Source organism: Propionivibrio pelophilus DSM 12018 (assembly GCF_059569095.1).
Genome location: NZ_JCANUT010000001.1, coordinates 252,220 through 268,931 on the forward strand (window position 1 = coordinate 252,220; position 16,712 = coordinate 268,931).

A 16,712-nucleotide genomic window follows, 5' to 3' on the forward strand; every position below is an offset into this window, starting at 1 on the left:
CCATGGACCAATCAAGCCGCTACGCCGCTCTCGATTTGCACGAGGAAGATCTGATTCGCGACGGCCAGCACATTCTGGTGGCCTACAAGATGAAGCCCAAGACCGGCGTCGGCTATCTCAGTGCCGCGGCGCACTTTGCGGCGGAATCGTCTACCGGCACAAACGTCGAAGTATCGACTACCGACAACTTCACCAAGGGACTCGACGCGCTCGTCTATTTCATCGACGAAGCCAGCGAAGACCTGCGCATCGCCTACCCGATCGACCTCTTCGACCGCAACATGATCGACGGCCGTTTCATGCTCGTTTCGTTCCTGACGCTGGCGATCGGCAACAACCAGGGAATGGGCGACATCGAACACGCGAAGATGATCGACTTCTACGTGCCGCCGCGAGTCATCCAGATGTTCGACGGCCCGGCCAAGGGTATCGCCGACCTGTGGCGGATCCTCGGTCGCCCCGTTCATGAAGGTGGCTACATCGCCGGCACGATCATCAAGCCGAAACTCGGCCTGCGCCCGGAACCGTTTGCCGAGGCCGCGTACCAGTTCTGGCTCGGCGGCGACTTCATCAAGAACGACGAACCGCAGGGCAATCAGGTCTTCGCACCGATCAAGAAAACCCTGCCGCTCGTTTACGACGCCATGAAGCGAGCGCAGGACGAAACCGGCGAAGCCAAGCTGTTCTCAATGAACATCACCGCCGACGACCACTACGAGATGTGCGCCCGCGCCGACTTCGCGCTGGAGACCTTCGGTCCCGACGCCGACAAGCTGGCTTTCCTGGTTGACGGCTATGTAGGCGGCCCGGGCATGGTCACCACCGTGCGGCGCCAGTATCCCGGGCAGTTCCTGCACTACCACCGGGCCGGACACGGCGCCGTCACCTCGCCGAACTCCAAGCGCGGCTATACCGCCTTCGTCCTCGCCAAGATGAGCCGTCTGCAAGGCGCCTCCGGCATGCACGTCGGCACCATGGGACACGGCAAGATGGAAGGCGAAGGCGAGGACAAGAAAATCGCCTACATGATCGAGCGGGATGTCTGCGACGGACCGATCTACCACCAGGAATGGCAGGGCATGAAACCGACCACGCCGATCATCTCCGGCGGCATGAACGCGCTGCGCCTTCCCGGCTTCTTCGAGAACCTCGGGCACGGCAACATCATCAATACCGCCGGCGGCGGTTCGTACGGCCACATCGACTCGCCGGCGGCAGGCGCCCGCTCACTTCGTCAGGCCTACGAATGCTGGAAAACCGGTGCCGATCCGATCGAATGGGCGCGCGAGCACCAAGAATTCGCCCGCGCCTTCGTATCCTTCCCTGCCGACGCCGATGCGCTTTACCCCGGCTGGCGCCAGAAACTTGGCGTCACCGCCTAGGCGGCAACGCTCACGCCTTCAGGATTTCCGGATGAGCCAATTTTTCGAGATACGCCGGCGCGAATTCGAGGACGAACGCCCAGAAAGCGGCCAGCGCCGGCGTCATCCTCTTGCCCTTGTGCCGGACCATAAACCAGCGACGCATCACCGGCGCACCTTCGACCTGCAGGATGGCCAGATGACCGGCACTCAATTCCAGGCCGAGCGTATGCTGGGACAGGAAGCTGATGCCCAGCCCGGCCACCACGGCCTGCTTGATCGCTTCGTTGCTGCCCATCTCCATGACGATATTGGGCTCCAGCGAGCGCAGGCGGAAGAACTCCTCCATCGCCGAACGGGTGCCCGATCCCGCCTCGCGCACGATCATCGGCTCATCGATGATGTCGCCGATGGCCAGTTTCGCACGCTTGGCCAGCGGATGATCGGCACAGCAGACGATCACGAACGGATGCGGTGCAAAATTCACCGCCTCGGCGTCCATGTCGGCCGGCGGACGCCCCATGATCGCCATGTCGACCTCGTTGGCCTCCAGCAAGCGCGCCACTTCCTCGCGGTTCTGCACCAGCAGGCGAACCCGCACGTCCGGATGCGCCTTGCGGAACGCCGCCAGCAGTCCGGGCGCGAAGTATTCGGACGTACTCGTCACGGCGATCGACACCCGCCCGCCCTTCAGCCCTTTCAGCGCCAGCAGCGACTCGTCCGCGTCCTTGAGCAAGCGCAGGATCTGGCGCGCATGATCGAGCAGCACCTCGCCGGCATCGGTCAAATAGACCCGCTTGCCGATCCGGTCGAACAGGATCGAGTTAGAGACTTCCTCCAGTTGTTTGATCTGCAGGGAAATGGCAGCATGCGTCAGGTGCAGTTCTTCAGCGGCGCGGGCAAACGACAAATGCGTTGCCGCGACGGTAAAGATCTGGAGTTGTCGGATGGTGATGTTCTTCATTAACAAGCTATCGCTAAACGAATAGCAAAGAATAATTAACTACCGTTTTCTATCACGAGAATACAATCCGTACAACATGAATCTGTAGTTTCTCTTCGCTTTTCAGGAGTATCAGCATGCGTTTCGGACGTACCAACGTTAACAAGTACCTGGTCGGCGAGCAGCGCCGGAACCCGGCCATTGCCGGCGAGTTTTCCATGCTGATCAGTGACGTGGTGCGCTCCTGCAAGGCCATCTCGCAAAGCGTCTCGCTGGGCAAACTGATTCTGCGCGAGCGGTACGGCACGACCGACCTCAAGGAAATGGCCAACGAGCTGTTCCTCCATCATTGCGACTGGGGAGGCCATCTGGCGGCGATTTCCTCCGCGGAGATGGACTCGATCTACACCCCGCCGTCCGACGAGCGCCGGGGCAACTACCTGCTGCTTTTCGACGCACTGGACGGGTCGTCGAACATCGACATCAACCTCACCGTCGGCAGCATTTTCTCGGTATTGCGCTGCCCGGAGGCGGAGCGCGATGCGTCGATCGAGGATTTCCTGCAGCCCGGCGCAGCGCAAGTCGCCGCCGGCTATGCGCTGTACGGATCATCCACGATCATGGTCTTGACGATCGGCAACGGAACGCACGGGTTCACCCTCGACCGGGAAATCGGCGAGTTTCTGCTGACTCACCCGAACCTGGACATCCCGCCGGACACTCAGAGCTTCGCCATCAACACCTCGAAAGAGCGCTTCTGGGAACCGCCGATCCGGCGCTACGTCGAGGAATGCCTGGCGGGACAGAGCGGGATTCGCGGCAAGGATTTCAACATGCGCTGGGCGGCCTCGATGGTGGCCGACGTGCACCGCATCCTGATGCGCGGCGGCGTCTTTCTCTACCCGCGCGACACTCGCGATCCGGAAACGCCCGGGCGCACCGACCTGCTACACAAGGCCAACCCGATGGCCATGCTCATCGAACAGGCAGCCGGCTGGGCTTCGACCGGTTACGAGCGGATCAGCGGCATCGTTCCGACCGACATGCACCAGAAAACTCCGGTCATTCTGGGATCACGCAACGAAATCGAACGGATCGAACGCTACCACCAGGAATTTTTGAACGGCGAGGACAAACCTTTTAGTTCACCGCTGTTCTCCACACGAACCCTCTTCCGAACGAACTGACCGGAATTCCCTTTTCGCCCCAGGAGACGCTGCATGTCGATCAAACACCCCATCATCGCCATTACAGGCTCATCGGGTGCAGGCACCACCTCGGTTACACATTCATTTCAGCACATCTTCCGGCGCGAGAAGATCAATGCGGAAATCATCGGTGGTGACAGCTTCCATCGCTACAACCGCGCCGAAATGACCAAAAAAATGGGCGAGGAAGAGGCGGCAGGAAACCATCATTTCAGTCACTTCGGGCCGGAAGCCAACCTCCTGAGCGAACTCGAGGATCTGTTTCGCGAATACGGCGAGACCGGCCAGGGGAAACGCCGGCACTACATTCACGACAACGAAGAAGCCGCGCGCCTGGGAGCCGCGCCCGGAACATTCACCGAATGGGAACCGCTTCCTGAAAACACCGACATGCTGTTTTACGAAGGACTGCACGGCGCAGCCCAGACCGGCGAGCTCGACATCGCCAGGCATGTCGACCTGCGTGTTGGCGTCGTCCCGATCATCAACCTGGAGTGGATCCAGAAAATCCATCGCGACAAGGCGGTGCGCGGCTATTCGACGGAAGCGGTCATGGACACCATCCTGCGCCGCATGCCCGATTACATCAACTACATCTGCCCGCAGTTCTCACGAACCCACGTCAATTTCCAGCGCGTGCCGACCGTCGACACCTCCAACCCGCTGATCGCCAACGACATCCCGACGCTGGACGAAAGCTTCCTGGTCATCCGCTTCGACGACCCACGCGGAATCGACTTCCCCTACCTGCTGAGCATGCTGCACGATTCGTTCATGTCGCGCCCGAACATCATCGTCTGCCCCGGCGGGAAAATGGGATTGGCCATGCAGATCATCTTTACTCCGATGATCATGCAGCTGATGGACCGGAAGCGCCGGGCCCGCTGATCTGATCTACGCCGAGCGCTTCGCCTTGCGCTCGTGCCACCAGCCGACGACTACGGGGATCAACGAGACGATGATGATGCCGACAATAACCAGACTCAGGTTCGCCTTCACCCAAGGAAGATTGGCAAAGAAGTAGCCGGCCAGGGTCAGCGACACAACCCACGCAACCGCTCCAATCAGGTTGAAGGTCAGAAAGCGCACGTAATTCATGGCGCCGACACCGGCGACAAAAGGAGCGAAGGTGCGCAGCAGGGGCAGAAAGCGTGAAATCACCAGCGTCTTGCCACCGTGTCGTTCATAAAAGACCTGCGTCTTCAGCAGCGCACTCTTGTTGAAAATGCGCGAGTTCTGCCATTGAAACACACGCGGCCCGATGAAGCGGCCGATCTGGTAATTGACCATGTTGCCCAAGGCCGCCGCCGCAATCAGCGTTCCGAGAAGGATGCCGAGATCCATCCCGCCCAGCGCGGCCAACCCGCCGGCAACGAACAAAAGTGAATCGCCCGGCAGGAAAGGCGTCACCACGAATCCGGTCTCACTGAAAATGATCAGGAAAAGAATCGCATAGACCCACACGCCATAGCTTTCGACCAACACCGCCAGATGTTTGTCGAGATGCAGCACGATATCGAGGAAGGTGGCGAGATACTCCATTGTTTTGTCCAAGGCGGGGAGAAAGGCGTGATTCTAATGGGATTCAGGCAGACCCAAGGCAATCACAGACCGTCACAGAACAAACAAGGAAGCGCCACAGACGCCCCTGCTGCACGCACCTATAATGCAAACGTTGCTTCAGCGTCCCCCGCTGACAATGTTTGACCCTCCCTGACCCATCGCAACGATGGGACTTTCAATCCCGTGCCACACCGGCGCGGGATTTTTTTATGCTCGCTCCGCAGCAGCCCGCATTACCGATCAGGTTGCGATCAGATCGCTGACCTGCCAGGATTCTCGGCAACCAGTTTGGCCAGTTCGACCGCTGTCTTCACCCCCATCTTGTCGAACAGGCTGGCGCGATGCACCTCCACGGTTCGCATGCAGACCTGCAATTCATCCGCGATCACCTTGTTCAACTTGCCAAGAAGAATCCGGTCCATGACCTGCCGCTCGCGGGGAGTCAGCTGGGCCAGACGCTGATTGACCGAATCGGCCGATGCCGCAGCGACACGCCGCGCCTCGTCGAGCTTGAACGCCTCGACGACCCGATCGACCAGCAGGTTGTCGTTGCAGGGTTTCTCGACGAAATCGAAGGCTCCGTTCTTCAGCGTCGACACCGCCAAGGGCACATCGCCATGCCCGGTCAGAAAGATCACCGGTATCAGACACCCGCGCTCGAGCAAGCGGTCGAACAACTCGTTGCCGCTCATCTCCTCCATGCGGATATCGAGCAGGATGCAACCGGCAAAGGACGGATTCCAGGCTTCGAGAAACAATTCGGCCGACGCGTAGGTGCGACAAGGCACCCCGCGCGACTGCATCAGCCAGCTGAGAGAGTCGCGAATGGCTTCGTCATCATCGACGATATAGGCAAACTGAGTCATGACTGGACCACAGGAAGAGAAATAACCACGACAGTACCACCCTCCGGATTTTCTTCAACCCACAAACGACCACGATGAAACTCGATGATCGAGCGGCAGATATTCAGCCCCATTCCCATCCCGTGCGGCTTCGTCGTGAAAAAAGGCGTAAACAGGTTTTCCAGGACTTCGGCGGGCATGCCCGCCCCGCGGTCGGAAACGTAAATCTGCACCTGCTGTTCGTCTGGCTGAAAGAGTTGCAAGGTGAGGCAGCGGCGCTCGGGCGGCATTCCCGCAACGCTCATCGCCTCGATCGCATTGCGCATCACGTTCAACAGCACTTGCTCGAGCATGACGCGATCCCCCATCAGCTCGCCGTGGACTGCGGGAAACTCCTTGATGATGCGAACGCCCGCGAGCCGCGCCGCCGACTCGATCAGGCCAACGCTGTCCTCGATCACCTCGATGAGGTTGCAGGGAGCGAGCTTCGGTTCGCTCTTGCGCACGAAGTCATGCACCCGCCGGATGATCTTTCCCGCCCGCTGCGCCTGCACGCCGAGTTTGCCAAGCGCATCCTTGAGTTCGTCCGGCGAAAAAACGCCCGACTCGATCTTGTTCAGGCAACCGGCCGTGTAGCTGGTAATGGCGGCAAGCGGCTGGTTCAGCTCATGCGCCAGCGTCGACGCGAGTTCCCCCATGGTCACCAGCCGCGACGTAAACTGCAGCTTCTCCTGCTGCTGCCGGGCCAGCTCTTCCGCCCGCTTGCGCTCCGTCACATCGACGATCGAGGCCATCCAGCCCGTGTGCAGACCGTCCGCATCGATCAGCGGCGCCTCGTACACCAGCGCATCGAACCGTTTTCCGTCCTTGCGCATCAAGCGGACCTCAGCCCCCTCCCGAGGGGCGTTTCCGGCAATGACCATATCATTGATCACCGCTGATTTTTCCTGATCTTCAGGCGCCCAGAACGGCATCGGCGGACTGGCGCCGATCAATTCGTCCTCGCTGAATCCGACCATCTGGCAGAACGCCGGATTGACATACGTGATCCGCCCGGCCCGGTCGCGCGCGCGCATGCCAACCGTCAGCGAATCCTCCATGGCCTTGCGGAAGGCGTATTCGGCGCGGTACGCCTGTTCGGCGGCAAGGCGCCGCTGTATATGCCCCCGCATGGCCCACAAGCTCAACAGGACAGCCACGGCAAGGGCGATCACCAGCGTCGTCAGCAATATCTCGACAAAACTGCCGGCGGCGCGATAGGCATCGACGCGGAGAACGATCCCGTAACCCGGAGGATCCACGGGAATCGCATAATTGATCGGAGCAATCGCACTGCCGGTCCGCATCTTGCTCGCCAGTACGCTCCCGTCTTCATCGACGATGCGCACCTGGTACTTCTCGGCGAACCACCACGGAACCAGATGCTTCAAGAGGGAATTGAACGAATAGACGGCAACCAATGCCCCGTCGTATTTCCCGTCGACAAACACGGGAACATACATCTCGAATTGCCAGCCACCGGGGGTTGAATAAGCGTCTGTATAGGTCGGTTTTCCGAGTTTGCGCGACATTTCCAGCGCAAGGGAATGCCGCTCCTCGCCGAGGCCGTCAATCCCTAGACGCGGAAGTTTCACCGCAGGCTCATAATCGACCACGCCGCCCGACGGCCCCAGCCACATGATCTGATGAACATCCGGATTGTTCCTCAGCAGGTAGCGGGCACGCTGCCTGAAGAGGCTCCGGCTGTCCCTCTCCTGCGCCAGCTCCGTAGACAACTGCTCGAAAAATTCGGCGTTGCCTTCCAGATGAAAGTTGATCCCCTGCTCGAGCCAGAGGACATCGGCGATCAGTGTCGTTCGCTGCTCTTCGGCCTCGCTCTCGAACAAAACCCAGAACAGCGCGACGAGCAAAACCAGCAGCAGCCCCATCGCCACCTTGAGCGCGATCAGGTACCAATTCGACCAGCGTGGCAACACATGCCGCTCGGGGATGCCGTTTCTGCGCTTTGCTTTTGCGAATGCGGAAAAAGCCATTGATACCAGGCGAGGCTGCCTGCTCCATACCGACAGGAAGTTGTGGAGTATGCCTCAGACGCGCTCCAGCGCGATACCGGTACTGGAACGGCACCAGTTTCCAAACGGACCGAGACAAAAAAATGGAGGGGGTTCCCGCTCCCCCTCCGTCATGGAAAAACGAATCAGTGCAGCTATTCAGCTACCCTCATCGGGACGTTTTCCTTACTTGACCGGGAAGAACGGCCACACCATCGGGATCACGATCAGGGACACGATCATGCAGATTATTGTCAGCCCTGTCCCGCACTTCACGTAATCGTTGAAGCGATAACCTCCCGGCCCGAGCACCAGCGTGTTCGGCGGCGTTCCCACCGGCGTGGAGAAGGCACACGACGCAGCGACGGCGATCGCCATCAGCACGGCGTGCGGGCTGGCGCCAACGCCTTGCGCAATCGAGATCCCGATCGGAGCCAGCAAGGCGGCACACGCGGTATTCGACATGAACTGGCTCAGACCGGCCGAGAGAACGAACAACGCGGCCGTCAGCATGTACGGGCTGGGATTGCCGCCTAACAGACCGACCACCCACTCCGCGATCATTTTCCCTGCACCGCTCTTGTCCATGGCCGTGGCGATGGGCATCATCCCGGCGAACAGGAAAATCGTCACCCAGTCGATTCCCGTGTAGGCCTGCTTCTCGGACAGGCACTTGGTGATCACCAGGACCAGTGCGCCAATCCCTGCGGCCACCTCAAGCGGCACTCCCTTGATATCAAGCGCCATGACCGTTACCACGGAGACCAGCACCGCGGCAGTAAGCCACTTCTTGCTCGGATCACTGGTCGACGCCTTAGCTTCGGCCGCGGCATCCGCATCGACTTCGACATCAGCTGCGGAAATATCCACCTTCGGCAGCAAACGCTTGCCGATCGTCAGCATGTAGATAATGCCGACAACCGTCAGTGGAACCCCGATCCAGGCAAATTCGAAGAAGCCAAAGGGGCGCAAGCCCGCGGCCTTGAGCGCACCCGCGGCAATGATGTTCGGCGGAGTGCCGACCAGCGTGATGATGCCGCCCAAGCCCGCAGCGAAGGCCAGCGGCATCATTTGCCGGGATGCCGGAATCTTTGCAGCCGAACAAATCCCCAGCACCACCGGAATCAGGCACGCGGTCGTTCCTGTATTCGAAGTGAAACCGGACAGCCCACCGGCAGCAACCATCACGCCGATCATCAAGCCGCTTTCACTCGTCCCGGAAAAGCGCACGACGGTTTGCCCCAGTTTCTGAGCCAGGCCGGTATGGAACATCGAAGCGCCGATGACGAACATCGCGGCAAAAAGAACTACCGTCGAATTCGACAAGCCCGAAAACACGCTCTTGACCGGTATCACCCCAAGCAGCCCGAGCACAATGGCGCCGCCCATGGCGGTAACTGCCAGGGGAATTGCTTCGGTAATGAAAAGAATTGCCACGCAAGCAAGAACGATGAGCGTCTTGCTTGCCGGCGACATGGGCGCCGCCTGACTCGAACCAAGTCCTAACCAGGCCAGGGCAATTCCGCCCACCACGAAGGCAATGGCCCACGGGAGCCATTTCCTGTTTCCAACGGTACTTGCAGCCGATGACATAAACCCCTCCCAAAAGAGAAATGTTCCGCACAAAGACGCGGAAAAAATGGGCGCTCCCAATCTCCGCTCTTGGATCGATCTTGTTATTCCGGCGGAGTCCGACGCTTGGTTGTACTATCGGCGCAGCCACCCGCTCTCGCAATTGTGGAAATCCGCACAAGCAGAGATCAGGAGACAGAGGCGCACGGATACGGCGATAATCCGCCACAGGCTCCGGCGTGCTCGCCTCTGTTCGCACTGCGACAACATCCTTGTCCGGAATCAACTGCAGCAATCCGCAATTGCCTTTCAAGCTCTGTTGTCATAACTATGTAAATGTCTGATTCTGAATAGTGACGCCGGCCAATGATGCGAATACCCCGCCCCTTGTTTTTTTTGTTGCTGCAGGCCTTCGTGATGGTGCCCGTTGCGGCGGCCCAGCCACCGATCGTCATCAAGTTCAGCCACGTCGTTGCAGTTGACACGCCGAAAGGCAAGGCTGCCGATTATTTCGCCCGACGCGCTGGCGAACTGACAGACGGTGCCGTGCGCGTCGAGGTCTACCCGAACTCGACGCTCTACAAGGACAAGGACGAAATGGAGGCGCTGCAACTCGGCGCAGTCCAGATGCTGGCCCCATCGCTCGCCAAGCTCGGCCCGCTGGGAATCAAGGAGTTCGAGGCATTCGACCTGCCGTACCTCTTCGATAGCGTGACGATGCTGCACCGGGTCACGCAAGGCAACCTCGGAATCGCCCTGCTGAAGAAGCTCGAACCCAAGGGAATCAAGGGTCTGGCGTTCTGGGACAACGGGTTCAAGTCGTTTTCGGCGAACCGGCCGCTGAAAACGCCGGCCGACTTTCACGGCCTGAAAATGCGCATCCAGTCGTCCAAGGTCATCGAATCGCAGATGCGTACACTCGGCGCGCTGCCGGTGGTCACGGCGTTCTCCGACGTGTATATGGCCCTGAAAACCGGCGTTGTCGATGGCACGGAGAACCCGCACTCGAATTTCTATACGCAGCGGATGTTCGAGGTGCAGAAGCACATGACGATCACCGAGCACGGCTATCTCGGCTATGTGGTCATCGCCAACAAGCGCTTCTGGGAGAGTCTGCCGCGCGGTGTCCGCAACCAGCTCACCCAGGCCATGGACGAGGCGACGGACTACGCCAACCGGATCGCACAGGAAGAAAACGACAAGGCACTGGCCCGGATCATCGAGACCGGCAAGACAAAGGTCTACATTCCGACGGCGGCAGAACGCCTTGAGCTCAAGAAGGAAATGGTCAAGACGCACAAGGAAATGGCCTCGCGCATCGGCCAGAACATCATCGAGGCCATCTACAGCGAGACAGGATTCAAGCCGGAGTAACCGTGAGCCCTGCCGGTATAATCGGCGGATGCTCACCCCCCCCCTCACCCTCCCCCGCGCCCCGATCCAGCGGCTACCCGACCTGCTGATCAGCCAGATTGCCGCCGGCGAAGTCGTCGAGCGCCCCGCGTCGGTACTCAAGGAACTGCTCGAAAACGCTCTGGACGCCGGCAGTACCGCCATCCAGATCCAACTCGAAGAAGGCGGGGTCAAGCTGATCCGCATCTCCGACGATGGCTGCGGCATCGCCCGTGACGAACTGGCGCTGGCCCTGACCCGCCACGCCACCTCGAAGATTGCCTCGCTCGCCGATCTGGAAAACGTCGCCACGCTCGGATTCCGCGGCGAGGCGCTGGCCTCGGTGGCCTCGGTCGCTCGCCTGACATTGACCAGCCGTCTGGCCGGATCGGCACACGCCTGGCGGCTCTCGACCGAGCCGGGCGCGGCCCCCGAACCGGCCGCTCTGCTGGCAGGAACGGTCGTTGAAATGCGCGACCTGTATTACAACACGCCGGCCCGGCGCAAGTTCCTCAAATCGGAAGCCACCGAATTCGCCCATTGCGCCGAAGCGGTCAAGCGCATCGCCTTGGCGCATCCGACCGTCGCCTTCACGCTCTCGCACAACGGGCGTGTTTCGCTGCATCTGGCGAAGAGCGCCCCGGCCGGTCGCGCCGGCACCATTCTCGGCGAGGACTTTCTGGCCGAATCGCGGCCGCTCGATACCGGCGCCGGTCCGCTGCGCCTGTCCGGGCATTGTGCGACACCGGCCCATTCGCGGCCGCGCAGCGACGCCCAGTACTGCTACGTCAATGGCCGCTTCGTGCGCGACAAGCTGCTGACCCATGCGCTGCGCGAGGCCTATCAGGACATGCTGCACGGCAGCCGCTACCCGGCCTACTGCCTGTTCCTCGAAGTCGACCCGGCGATGGTCGACGTCAACGTTCATCCGGCCAAGACTGAAGTACGCTTCCGCGAAAGCCGTGCCGTGCACCAGTTCGTTTTTCACGCCGTGCAAAAAGCGTTGTCGAACCCGCTCGCAGCAACGCTTCCCGCGACACCCGCGGCGCCGGTCGATGTTGCCCCCCAGCCCCTCGCGCCCACTCCGGAAAAGGCTCCGACATCCACGGCAAATTCATCGCACGCCTGGACACCGCGCTACCAGACCCCACTGCGCGTCGCGGAACCCGCAACCACGGCCTACTATGCCTTCAGCCGCTCGGCATTCGAAGCGACACCCCGGCCAAACGCCGCCACGCCACCCGCAGTCGACGAACCTGACACTGCGCCACCACTCGGCTACGCGCTGGCCCAGCTGCACGGCATCTACATCCTCGCCCAGAACGCTTCCGGGATGGTGCTCGTCGACATGCACGCAGCGCACGAGCGGATCCTCTACGAGAAGCTCAAGAACGCGCTCGATCAGCAGAAGATCGCCACGCAGGCCCTGTTGATCCCGGCGGTTTTCAGTGCAGAGGCGCTCGACGTCGCCTCGGCCGAGGAGCACGCCGACTCGCTCAACGACATCGGCTTCGACATTGCCCCGATGGGCCCGACGCAGCTTGCCGTGCGCGGTGTCCCGGCCCTGCTCCAGGCGGCCGACCCCGCCGCCCTCGCCCGCAGCCTGCTGGCCGAACTGCGGGAACATGGCGTCAGCCAGCTGCTGACCGCGCGCCGCAACGAACTCCTCGCGACCATGGCCTGCCATGGCGCCGTACGCGCCCGTCGCCAGCTATCAATCCCCGAGATGAACGCCCTGCTGCGACAGATGGAAGCCACGGAGCGTGCCGACCAATGCAACCACGGCCGGCCGACCTGGACCCAGCTCTCCATGCAGGAACTCGACTCGCTGTTCCTGCGCGGACGATGAAAAAGCCCCCTCCAGCCATCCTGCTGATGGGCCCGACCGCCTCGGGCAAGACAGCCGCCGCCTTGTGGCTGGCCGAACGTTTCCCGGTCGAACTCATCAGCGTCGATTCAGCGCTCGTGTTTCGCGACATGGATATTGGTACGGCCAAGCCCGATGCCGCCACCTTGCAGGCCTTTCCTCATCATTTGATCGACCTGATCACCCCGGAGGGGGCCTATTCCGCCGCCCGCTTCCGCAACGAAGCGCTGGCGATCATGAGGGAAATCATCGCGCGCGGAAAAATTCCGCTCCTCGTCGGTGGCACAATGCTCTACTTCAAGGCACTGCTCGACGGTCTCGCCGAACTTCCGCAGGCGGATCCCGCCATCCGAGCCGAAATCGACGCGCTCGCCGCTGCTCACGGCTGGCCGGTCGTACATGCTGAACTCGCCCGCGTCGACCCGACGACGGCGGCCCGCCTGCATGCAACCGACGCCCAACGCATCCAGCGCGCCCTGGAAATTTTCCGGATCGCTGGCCAGCCGATGTCGGAACTGCTCGCCGCCGGACGCGGGGAACCTCCTCCCTTCGATTTTCTCTCGCTCGGCCTGCAGCCCTCCAACCGCGGAATACTGCACGAACGCATCGCCGTACGTTTCGACGCAATGCTCGCCGCGGGATTCGAAGACGAGGTCTCGGCATTGCGGAGCAAGTACACACTCTCTCTGGACCTGCCGTCAATGCGCTGCGTCGGCTATCGCCAGGTATGGGAAGCGCAGGACGGGATCATCCCGCGCGAGGAGATGCGCGATCGCGGAATCTACGCGACCCGCCAGTTGGCCAAGCGGCAGATCACCTGGATGACCAACACGCTGAAGCCGGAACCATACGACTGTCTCGCCTCGACGAGCAGCGACCGGATCGGCAAACGCATCGCCGCATTTCTCTCCGCATCGGCATAGGGGGCAGCCCTTATAGGCTGCGCCCCTGCCACACCACCCGGCGTGCGGGTCCGCACCGGGCGGTTGGAGTGGTTGAGGTCACACACAGGCGTACCCTCCCGTGCGCTCCCGGTTTCCCCAATTCGAGTTCGGCAAGATTGGTTGTCTCGCTGCCAAGCCGTCGCAGGCTTCACCCACGCCGATTTCGTGGCGAGCTTCACTCTGTGAACATATGAGACTCCCCGCTCTCGATAACTCGGTGGTTATCCCTCCCACTCCTTCGGCCCTTCACCCCTTACCGGCAGCTACTATGGCCTCTGCTTCTCGCTCCGGCTCATCACCGTCGGCCTTTCAGCCATGAGGCGAGATCTCCCCGGGTAAGAACGCACTCCTTCTCTGCACAACCGCCGGATTTACGCCGCTTCGCCTTGATCACGAGAGCTTCGCGGACATTGGCCCGCTCGCCCCGCTCGGCAGCGCCTTCTATCCGGTTCTTGTCCATCGGCTCGCAGATTACGATCCACGCTTCCTCCCCACGCTCGGTCACCCTCCACGCAGTTGCGCTTCACTTCGTTCGTCGTGATCAACTTACGGCGGGACTTGCACCCGCAGGAGTGCGCCCGTGCCGGGCGCACCAATTGAAAAAGCCCATGCAGAAATTGCATGGGCTTCTGGGACTCATCCCCGGCACACCTGGCCGGAGTAATCGGCTTCACGCCGTCTGGGTACTACACAATCATCTGTAGGTGTTGCCTTGCAATGATCTCCCATCAAGTCTCCAGCTAACACGGCGGGTACTGCCACTTCGTGCCGGACTTGCCGCTTATCACGGCACGATTTCAATATACCCCCCGGCACGCGAAAAAGCCACCCCTCCAACACACCTTCGCGCATTACGCACGACACCTTCCTGGCGCCCTAAAGATCAGCCGCTTTTCTCCGTTAGATCAATCGTCTAAACATGAATTTACACCCCTGCCATGCGTGTTCCGGACGATATCCTGTTCCGCCCGTACGAAGACCGAAGGCGCCAGACTTCGGCCGACGAACAAGGCACGCCGCCAGTTGACAGTTCACCGGCCAGCGGAGATGCACTGGCGCGCGAACGCCGCCGCGCCCCGCTTGTCCGCGAAACGCCCAACGACGATAAGAGCCAACAGAACGCACCGAAAGAGGAACGACGCCGGCAGGAAGATCGCCGACAGCGCCAGCAGAATGTGTTTCTCGATACACGCAGCCGTACCGACAGGCGACGCTCGTCGATTTACCCGAACGTCAACGTTAAAGCCTGATCGAAGGATGATCAGCGCGAAACGATCAGGCGCAGCCCCAGCGCGACAAATACCGTCCCGGCCAGACGATCGAGCCAGAGTCCGGCTCGGCCATGTCGTTGCAGCCATTGACCGACTCGCCCGGAAAAATAACCGAGCAAGCCGAACAGCACCGCCGCCTGGATGGTAAAGACGATGCCGAGTTGCGCCGTCTGCCAGTCGATGCCGCCTCGATCGGTGATCAGGAACTGCGGCAGGAAGGAAAGGAAGAACAGGATGACCTTGGGGTTGATTGCGTTGGCCAACAACCCCTTGGCAAACAGGCGAAAGAGCGTCTCACCGTTCCCCTGCGCAGCGACCGGACTGACCTGCCCGCAACTACGCAAGGCATGAATGCCGAGCCAGATCAGATAAAGCCCGCCGCAGACCTTTAGCGCAGTAAAGGCCACTGGCGAGGCGGCAATCAGCGCACTGACGCCAAGTACCGCCAGGAGGGTATGGCTCAGGCAGCCCAGCCCGCAGCCAAGGCCGAAGGCGATGCCCTGCGCCCGCCCGCGCGAGATGCCGAAGCCGAGCACCATCAGGTTGTCCGGCCCTGGCGACGCGGTGATCAGCACCGCGGCAGCGAGGAAACCGAAGAACTGTTCCGGCGCCAGCCACATGGGCGATCGCTCAGACTACGATGGTTTGTGCCTCGCCGTCCTGACGCACTTCGATCCGGCCGATCTCCAGCGCCGGCTCGCCGGCAGCGCGCAGCAACTCGAGCGCCTGTTGCGCATGCTCCTTGGCAACGACGACGCACATGCCGATGCCGCAGTTGAACACGCGATGCATCTCGCTCTCGGCCACATTGCCGGCGCTCTGCAACCACTGGAAGAGTTTCGGGCGCTGCCAGGTCGACTGCTCGATCACTGCCTTGACGCTGGCCGGCAGCACGCGCGGCACGTTTTCGGTCAGGCCGCCGCCGGTGATATGCGCCATGCCCTTGACCGGCAACTCGGCCATCAACGCCTGCATCGGCTTCACGTAGATGCGCGTCGGCGCCATGATCGCGTCGGCCAGCGTGCGCTCGCCGTCGAACGGCGCGTCGAGATCGGGCTTGGCGACGGAAAGGATCTTGCGCACCAGCGAATAGCCGTTGGAGTGTGCGCCGGACGACGGCAAACCGAGGACCACGTCGCCGGGAACGATGTCCTGGCCGGTAATGATCTTCGACTTCTCGACGACGCCGACCGCGAAGCCGGCGAGGTCGTACTCGCCGGCCGGGTACATCCCCGGCATTTCAGCCGTCTCTCCGCCGATCAGCGCGCACCCGCCCTGCTCGCAGCCCTTGGCGATGCCCTGGATGACGCTTGCCGCGGTGTCGACATCGAGCTTGCCGCAGGCGAAGTAATCGAGGAAGAACAGCGGCTCGGCGCCCTGCACCAACACGTCGTTGACGCTCATCGCCACCAAGTCGATGCCGACCGTGTCGTGGCGGTTGAGATCGAAGGCCAGCTTGAGCTTGGTGCCGACGCCGTCCGTCCCGGAGACCAGCACCGGCTCCTGGTAGCGCTTGGGCACCTCGAACAGCGCACCAAAACCGCCGAGACCGCCCAGCACGCCTTCGCGCAGGGTTTTCTTGGCAAACGGCTTGATGCGTTCGACGAGGGCATCGCCGGCGTCGATATCAACACCGGCGTCACGATAGGAGAGCGATTGCTGAGTCATCTTGGAATCCCGGAGGAGGCTTGAGCG

At 61.4% G+C, this 16,712-nt stretch carries 15 protein-coding genes; 7 read left to right on the forward strand and 8 right to left on the reverse strand.

What is annotated here, in order from left to right:
• The first annotated feature begins 2 nt into the window (after window positions 1–2).
• Window positions 3–1,382 carry a ribulose-bisphosphate carboxylase gene (locus BO74_RS01195; protein ID WP_496439417.1) on the forward strand — a complete coding sequence of 460 codons (1,380 nt, stop codon included), beginning with the start codon at window positions 3–5 and terminating at the stop codon, window positions 1,380–1,382.
• A 10-nt stretch (window positions 1,383–1,392) separates the two neighbouring features.
• Here BO74_RS01195 and BO74_RS01200 read toward each other — a convergent pair whose 3' ends face one another.
• Entirely contained in the window at window positions 1,393–2,325 is a 933-nt protein-coding gene (locus BO74_RS01200; RefSeq protein ID WP_496439418.1) for a LysR family transcriptional regulator, read from the reverse strand.
• Between the two features lie 116 nt (window positions 2,326–2,441).
• On the opposite strand from BO74_RS01200, the gene BO74_RS01205 reads away from it, so the two are divergent.
• Together BO74_RS01205 and BO74_RS01210 are read left to right on the forward strand one after the other, a co-directional pair.
• Window positions 2,442–3,491, forward strand: a complete 1,050-nt coding sequence (locus tag BO74_RS01205; RefSeq protein ID WP_496439419.1) for a class 1 fructose-bisphosphatase — start codon at window positions 2,442–2,444, stop codon at window positions 3,489–3,491.
• A 33-nt stretch (window positions 3,492–3,524) separates the two neighbouring features.
• Window positions 3,525–4,400 (forward strand): phosphoribulokinase, encoded by an 876-nt coding sequence (locus BO74_RS01210; RefSeq protein WP_496439420.1) that lies wholly within the window; start codon window positions 3,525–3,527, stop codon window positions 4,398–4,400.
• Between the two features lie 6 nt (window positions 4,401–4,406).
• On the opposite strand, the gene BO74_RS01215 is transcribed toward BO74_RS01210, so the two are convergent.
• The 4 genes from BO74_RS01215 to BO74_RS01230 form a co-directional block, all read right to left on the reverse strand.
• Entirely contained in the window at window positions 4,407–5,054 is a 648-nt protein-coding gene (locus BO74_RS01215; RefSeq protein ID WP_496439422.1) for a DedA family protein, read from the reverse strand.
• 272 nt (window positions 5,055–5,326) lie between these two features.
• Entirely contained in the window at window positions 5,327–5,941 is a 615-nt protein-coding gene (locus BO74_RS01220) for a response regulator transcription factor (protein WP_496439424.1), read from the reverse strand.
• Complete coding sequence (locus tag BO74_RS01225) at window positions 5,938–7,896, reverse strand: PAS domain S-box protein (RefSeq protein ID WP_496439426.1); 1,959 nt, start codon at window positions 7,894–7,896, stop codon at window positions 5,938–5,940. The genes BO74_RS01220 and BO74_RS01225 overlap by 4 nt, the downstream gene beginning before the upstream one ends.
• 261 nt (window positions 7,897–8,157) lie before the next feature.
• Window positions 8,158–9,564 carry an SLC13 family permease gene (locus tag BO74_RS01230; RefSeq protein ID WP_496439428.1) on the reverse strand — a complete coding sequence of 469 codons (1,407 nt, stop codon included), beginning with the start codon at window positions 9,562–9,564 and terminating at the stop codon, window positions 8,158–8,160.
• A gap of 396 nt (window positions 9,565–9,960) precedes the next feature.
• Here BO74_RS01230 and BO74_RS01235 point away from each other — a divergent pair, with 396 nt between their 5' ends.
• Genes BO74_RS01235 through miaA form a run of 3 tightly spaced genes read left to right on the forward strand, consistent with a single transcriptional unit; the run spans window position 9,961 to window position 13,725 of the window.
• Entirely contained in the window at window positions 9,961–10,917 is a 957-nt protein-coding gene (locus tag BO74_RS01235; protein WP_496439468.1) for a TRAP transporter substrate-binding protein, read from the forward strand.
• A 28-nt stretch (window positions 10,918–10,945) separates the two neighbouring features.
• Entirely contained in the window at window positions 10,946–12,784 is a 1,839-nt protein-coding gene (gene mutL, locus BO74_RS01240; protein WP_496439429.1) for a DNA mismatch repair endonuclease MutL, read from the forward strand.
• Complete coding sequence (gene miaA / locus BO74_RS01245; protein ID WP_496439431.1) at window positions 12,781–13,725, forward strand: tRNA (adenosine(37)-N6)-dimethylallyltransferase MiaA; 945 nt, start codon at window positions 12,781–12,783, stop codon at window positions 13,723–13,725. The genes mutL and miaA overlap by 4 nt, the downstream gene beginning before the upstream one ends.
• 316 nt (window positions 13,726–14,041) lie before the next feature.
• On the opposite strand, the gene BO74_RS01250 is transcribed toward miaA, so the two are convergent.
• Complete coding sequence (locus BO74_RS01250; protein WP_496439433.1) at window positions 14,042–14,251, reverse strand: hypothetical protein; 210 nt, start codon at window positions 14,249–14,251, stop codon at window positions 14,042–14,044.
• A 433-nt stretch (window positions 14,252–14,684) separates the two neighbouring features.
• Here BO74_RS01250 and BO74_RS01255 point away from each other — a divergent pair, with 433 nt between their 5' ends.
• On the forward strand, window positions 14,685–14,996 hold the full coding sequence (locus tag BO74_RS01255; RefSeq protein WP_496439434.1) for a hypothetical protein: 312 nt from the start codon (window positions 14,685–14,687) through the stop codon (window positions 14,994–14,996).
• Window positions 14,997–15,007: 11 nt separating this feature from the next.
• Here the strand turns inward: BO74_RS01255 and BO74_RS01260 are convergent, their stop codons facing one another.
• A complete protein-coding gene (locus tag BO74_RS01260) occupies window positions 15,008–15,637 on the reverse strand; it encodes a LysE family translocator (protein WP_496439436.1) in 630 nt (209 codons plus the stop codon).
• A 10-nt stretch (window positions 15,638–15,647) separates the two neighbouring features.
• Window positions 15,648–16,685 (reverse strand): phosphoribosylformylglycinamidine cyclo-ligase, encoded by a 1,038-nt coding sequence (gene purM, locus BO74_RS01265; RefSeq protein WP_496439438.1) that lies wholly within the window; start codon window positions 16,683–16,685, stop codon window positions 15,648–15,650.
• Window positions 16,686–16,712 lie beyond the last annotated feature (27 nt).

Excerpts from the sequence above, each read along its gene's own strand:
- BO74_RS01195 (WP_496439417.1), top strand. The coding sequence starts at position 3 with ATGGACCAATCAAGCCGCTACGCCGCTCTCGATTTGCACGAGGAAGAT.
- BO74_RS01200 (WP_496439418.1), bottom strand. The coding sequence starts at position 2,325 with ATGAAGAACATCACCATCCGACAACTCCAGATCTTTACCGTCGCGGCA.
- BO74_RS01205 (WP_496439419.1), top strand. The coding sequence starts at position 2,442 with ATGCGTTTCGGACGTACCAACGTTAACAAGTACCTGGTCGGCGAGCAG.
- BO74_RS01210 (WP_496439420.1), top strand. The coding sequence starts at position 3,525 with ATGTCGATCAAACACCCCATCATCGCCATTACAGGCTCATCGGGTGCA.
- BO74_RS01215 (WP_496439422.1), bottom strand. The coding sequence starts at position 5,054 with ATGGAGTATCTCGCCACCTTCCTCGATATCGTGCTGCATCTCGACAAA.
- BO74_RS01220 (WP_496439424.1), bottom strand. The coding sequence starts at position 5,941 with ATGACTCAGTTTGCCTATATCGTCGATGATGACGAAGCCATTCGCGAC.
- BO74_RS01230 (WP_496439428.1), bottom strand. The coding sequence starts at position 9,564 with ATGTCATCGGCTGCAAGTACCGTTGGAAACAGGAAATGGCTCCCGTGG.
- BO74_RS01235 (WP_496439468.1), top strand. The coding sequence starts at position 9,961 with ATGGTGCCCGTTGCGGCGGCCCAGCCACCGATCGTCATCAAGTTCAGC.
- mutL (WP_496439429.1), top strand. The coding sequence starts at position 10,946 with ATGCTCACCCCCCCCCTCACCCTCCCCCGCGCCCCGATCCAGCGGCTA.
- miaA (WP_496439431.1), top strand. The coding sequence starts at position 12,781 with ATGAAAAAGCCCCCTCCAGCCATCCTGCTGATGGGCCCGACCGCCTCG.
- BO74_RS01255 (WP_496439434.1), top strand. The coding sequence starts at position 14,685 with ATGCGTGTTCCGGACGATATCCTGTTCCGCCCGTACGAAGACCGAAGG.
- BO74_RS01260 (WP_496439436.1), bottom strand. The coding sequence starts at position 15,637 with ATGTGGCTGGCGCCGGAACAGTTCTTCGGTTTCCTCGCTGCCGCGGTG.
- purM (WP_496439438.1), bottom strand. The coding sequence starts at position 16,685 with ATGACTCAGCAATCGCTCTCCTATCGTGACGCCGGTGTTGATATCGAC.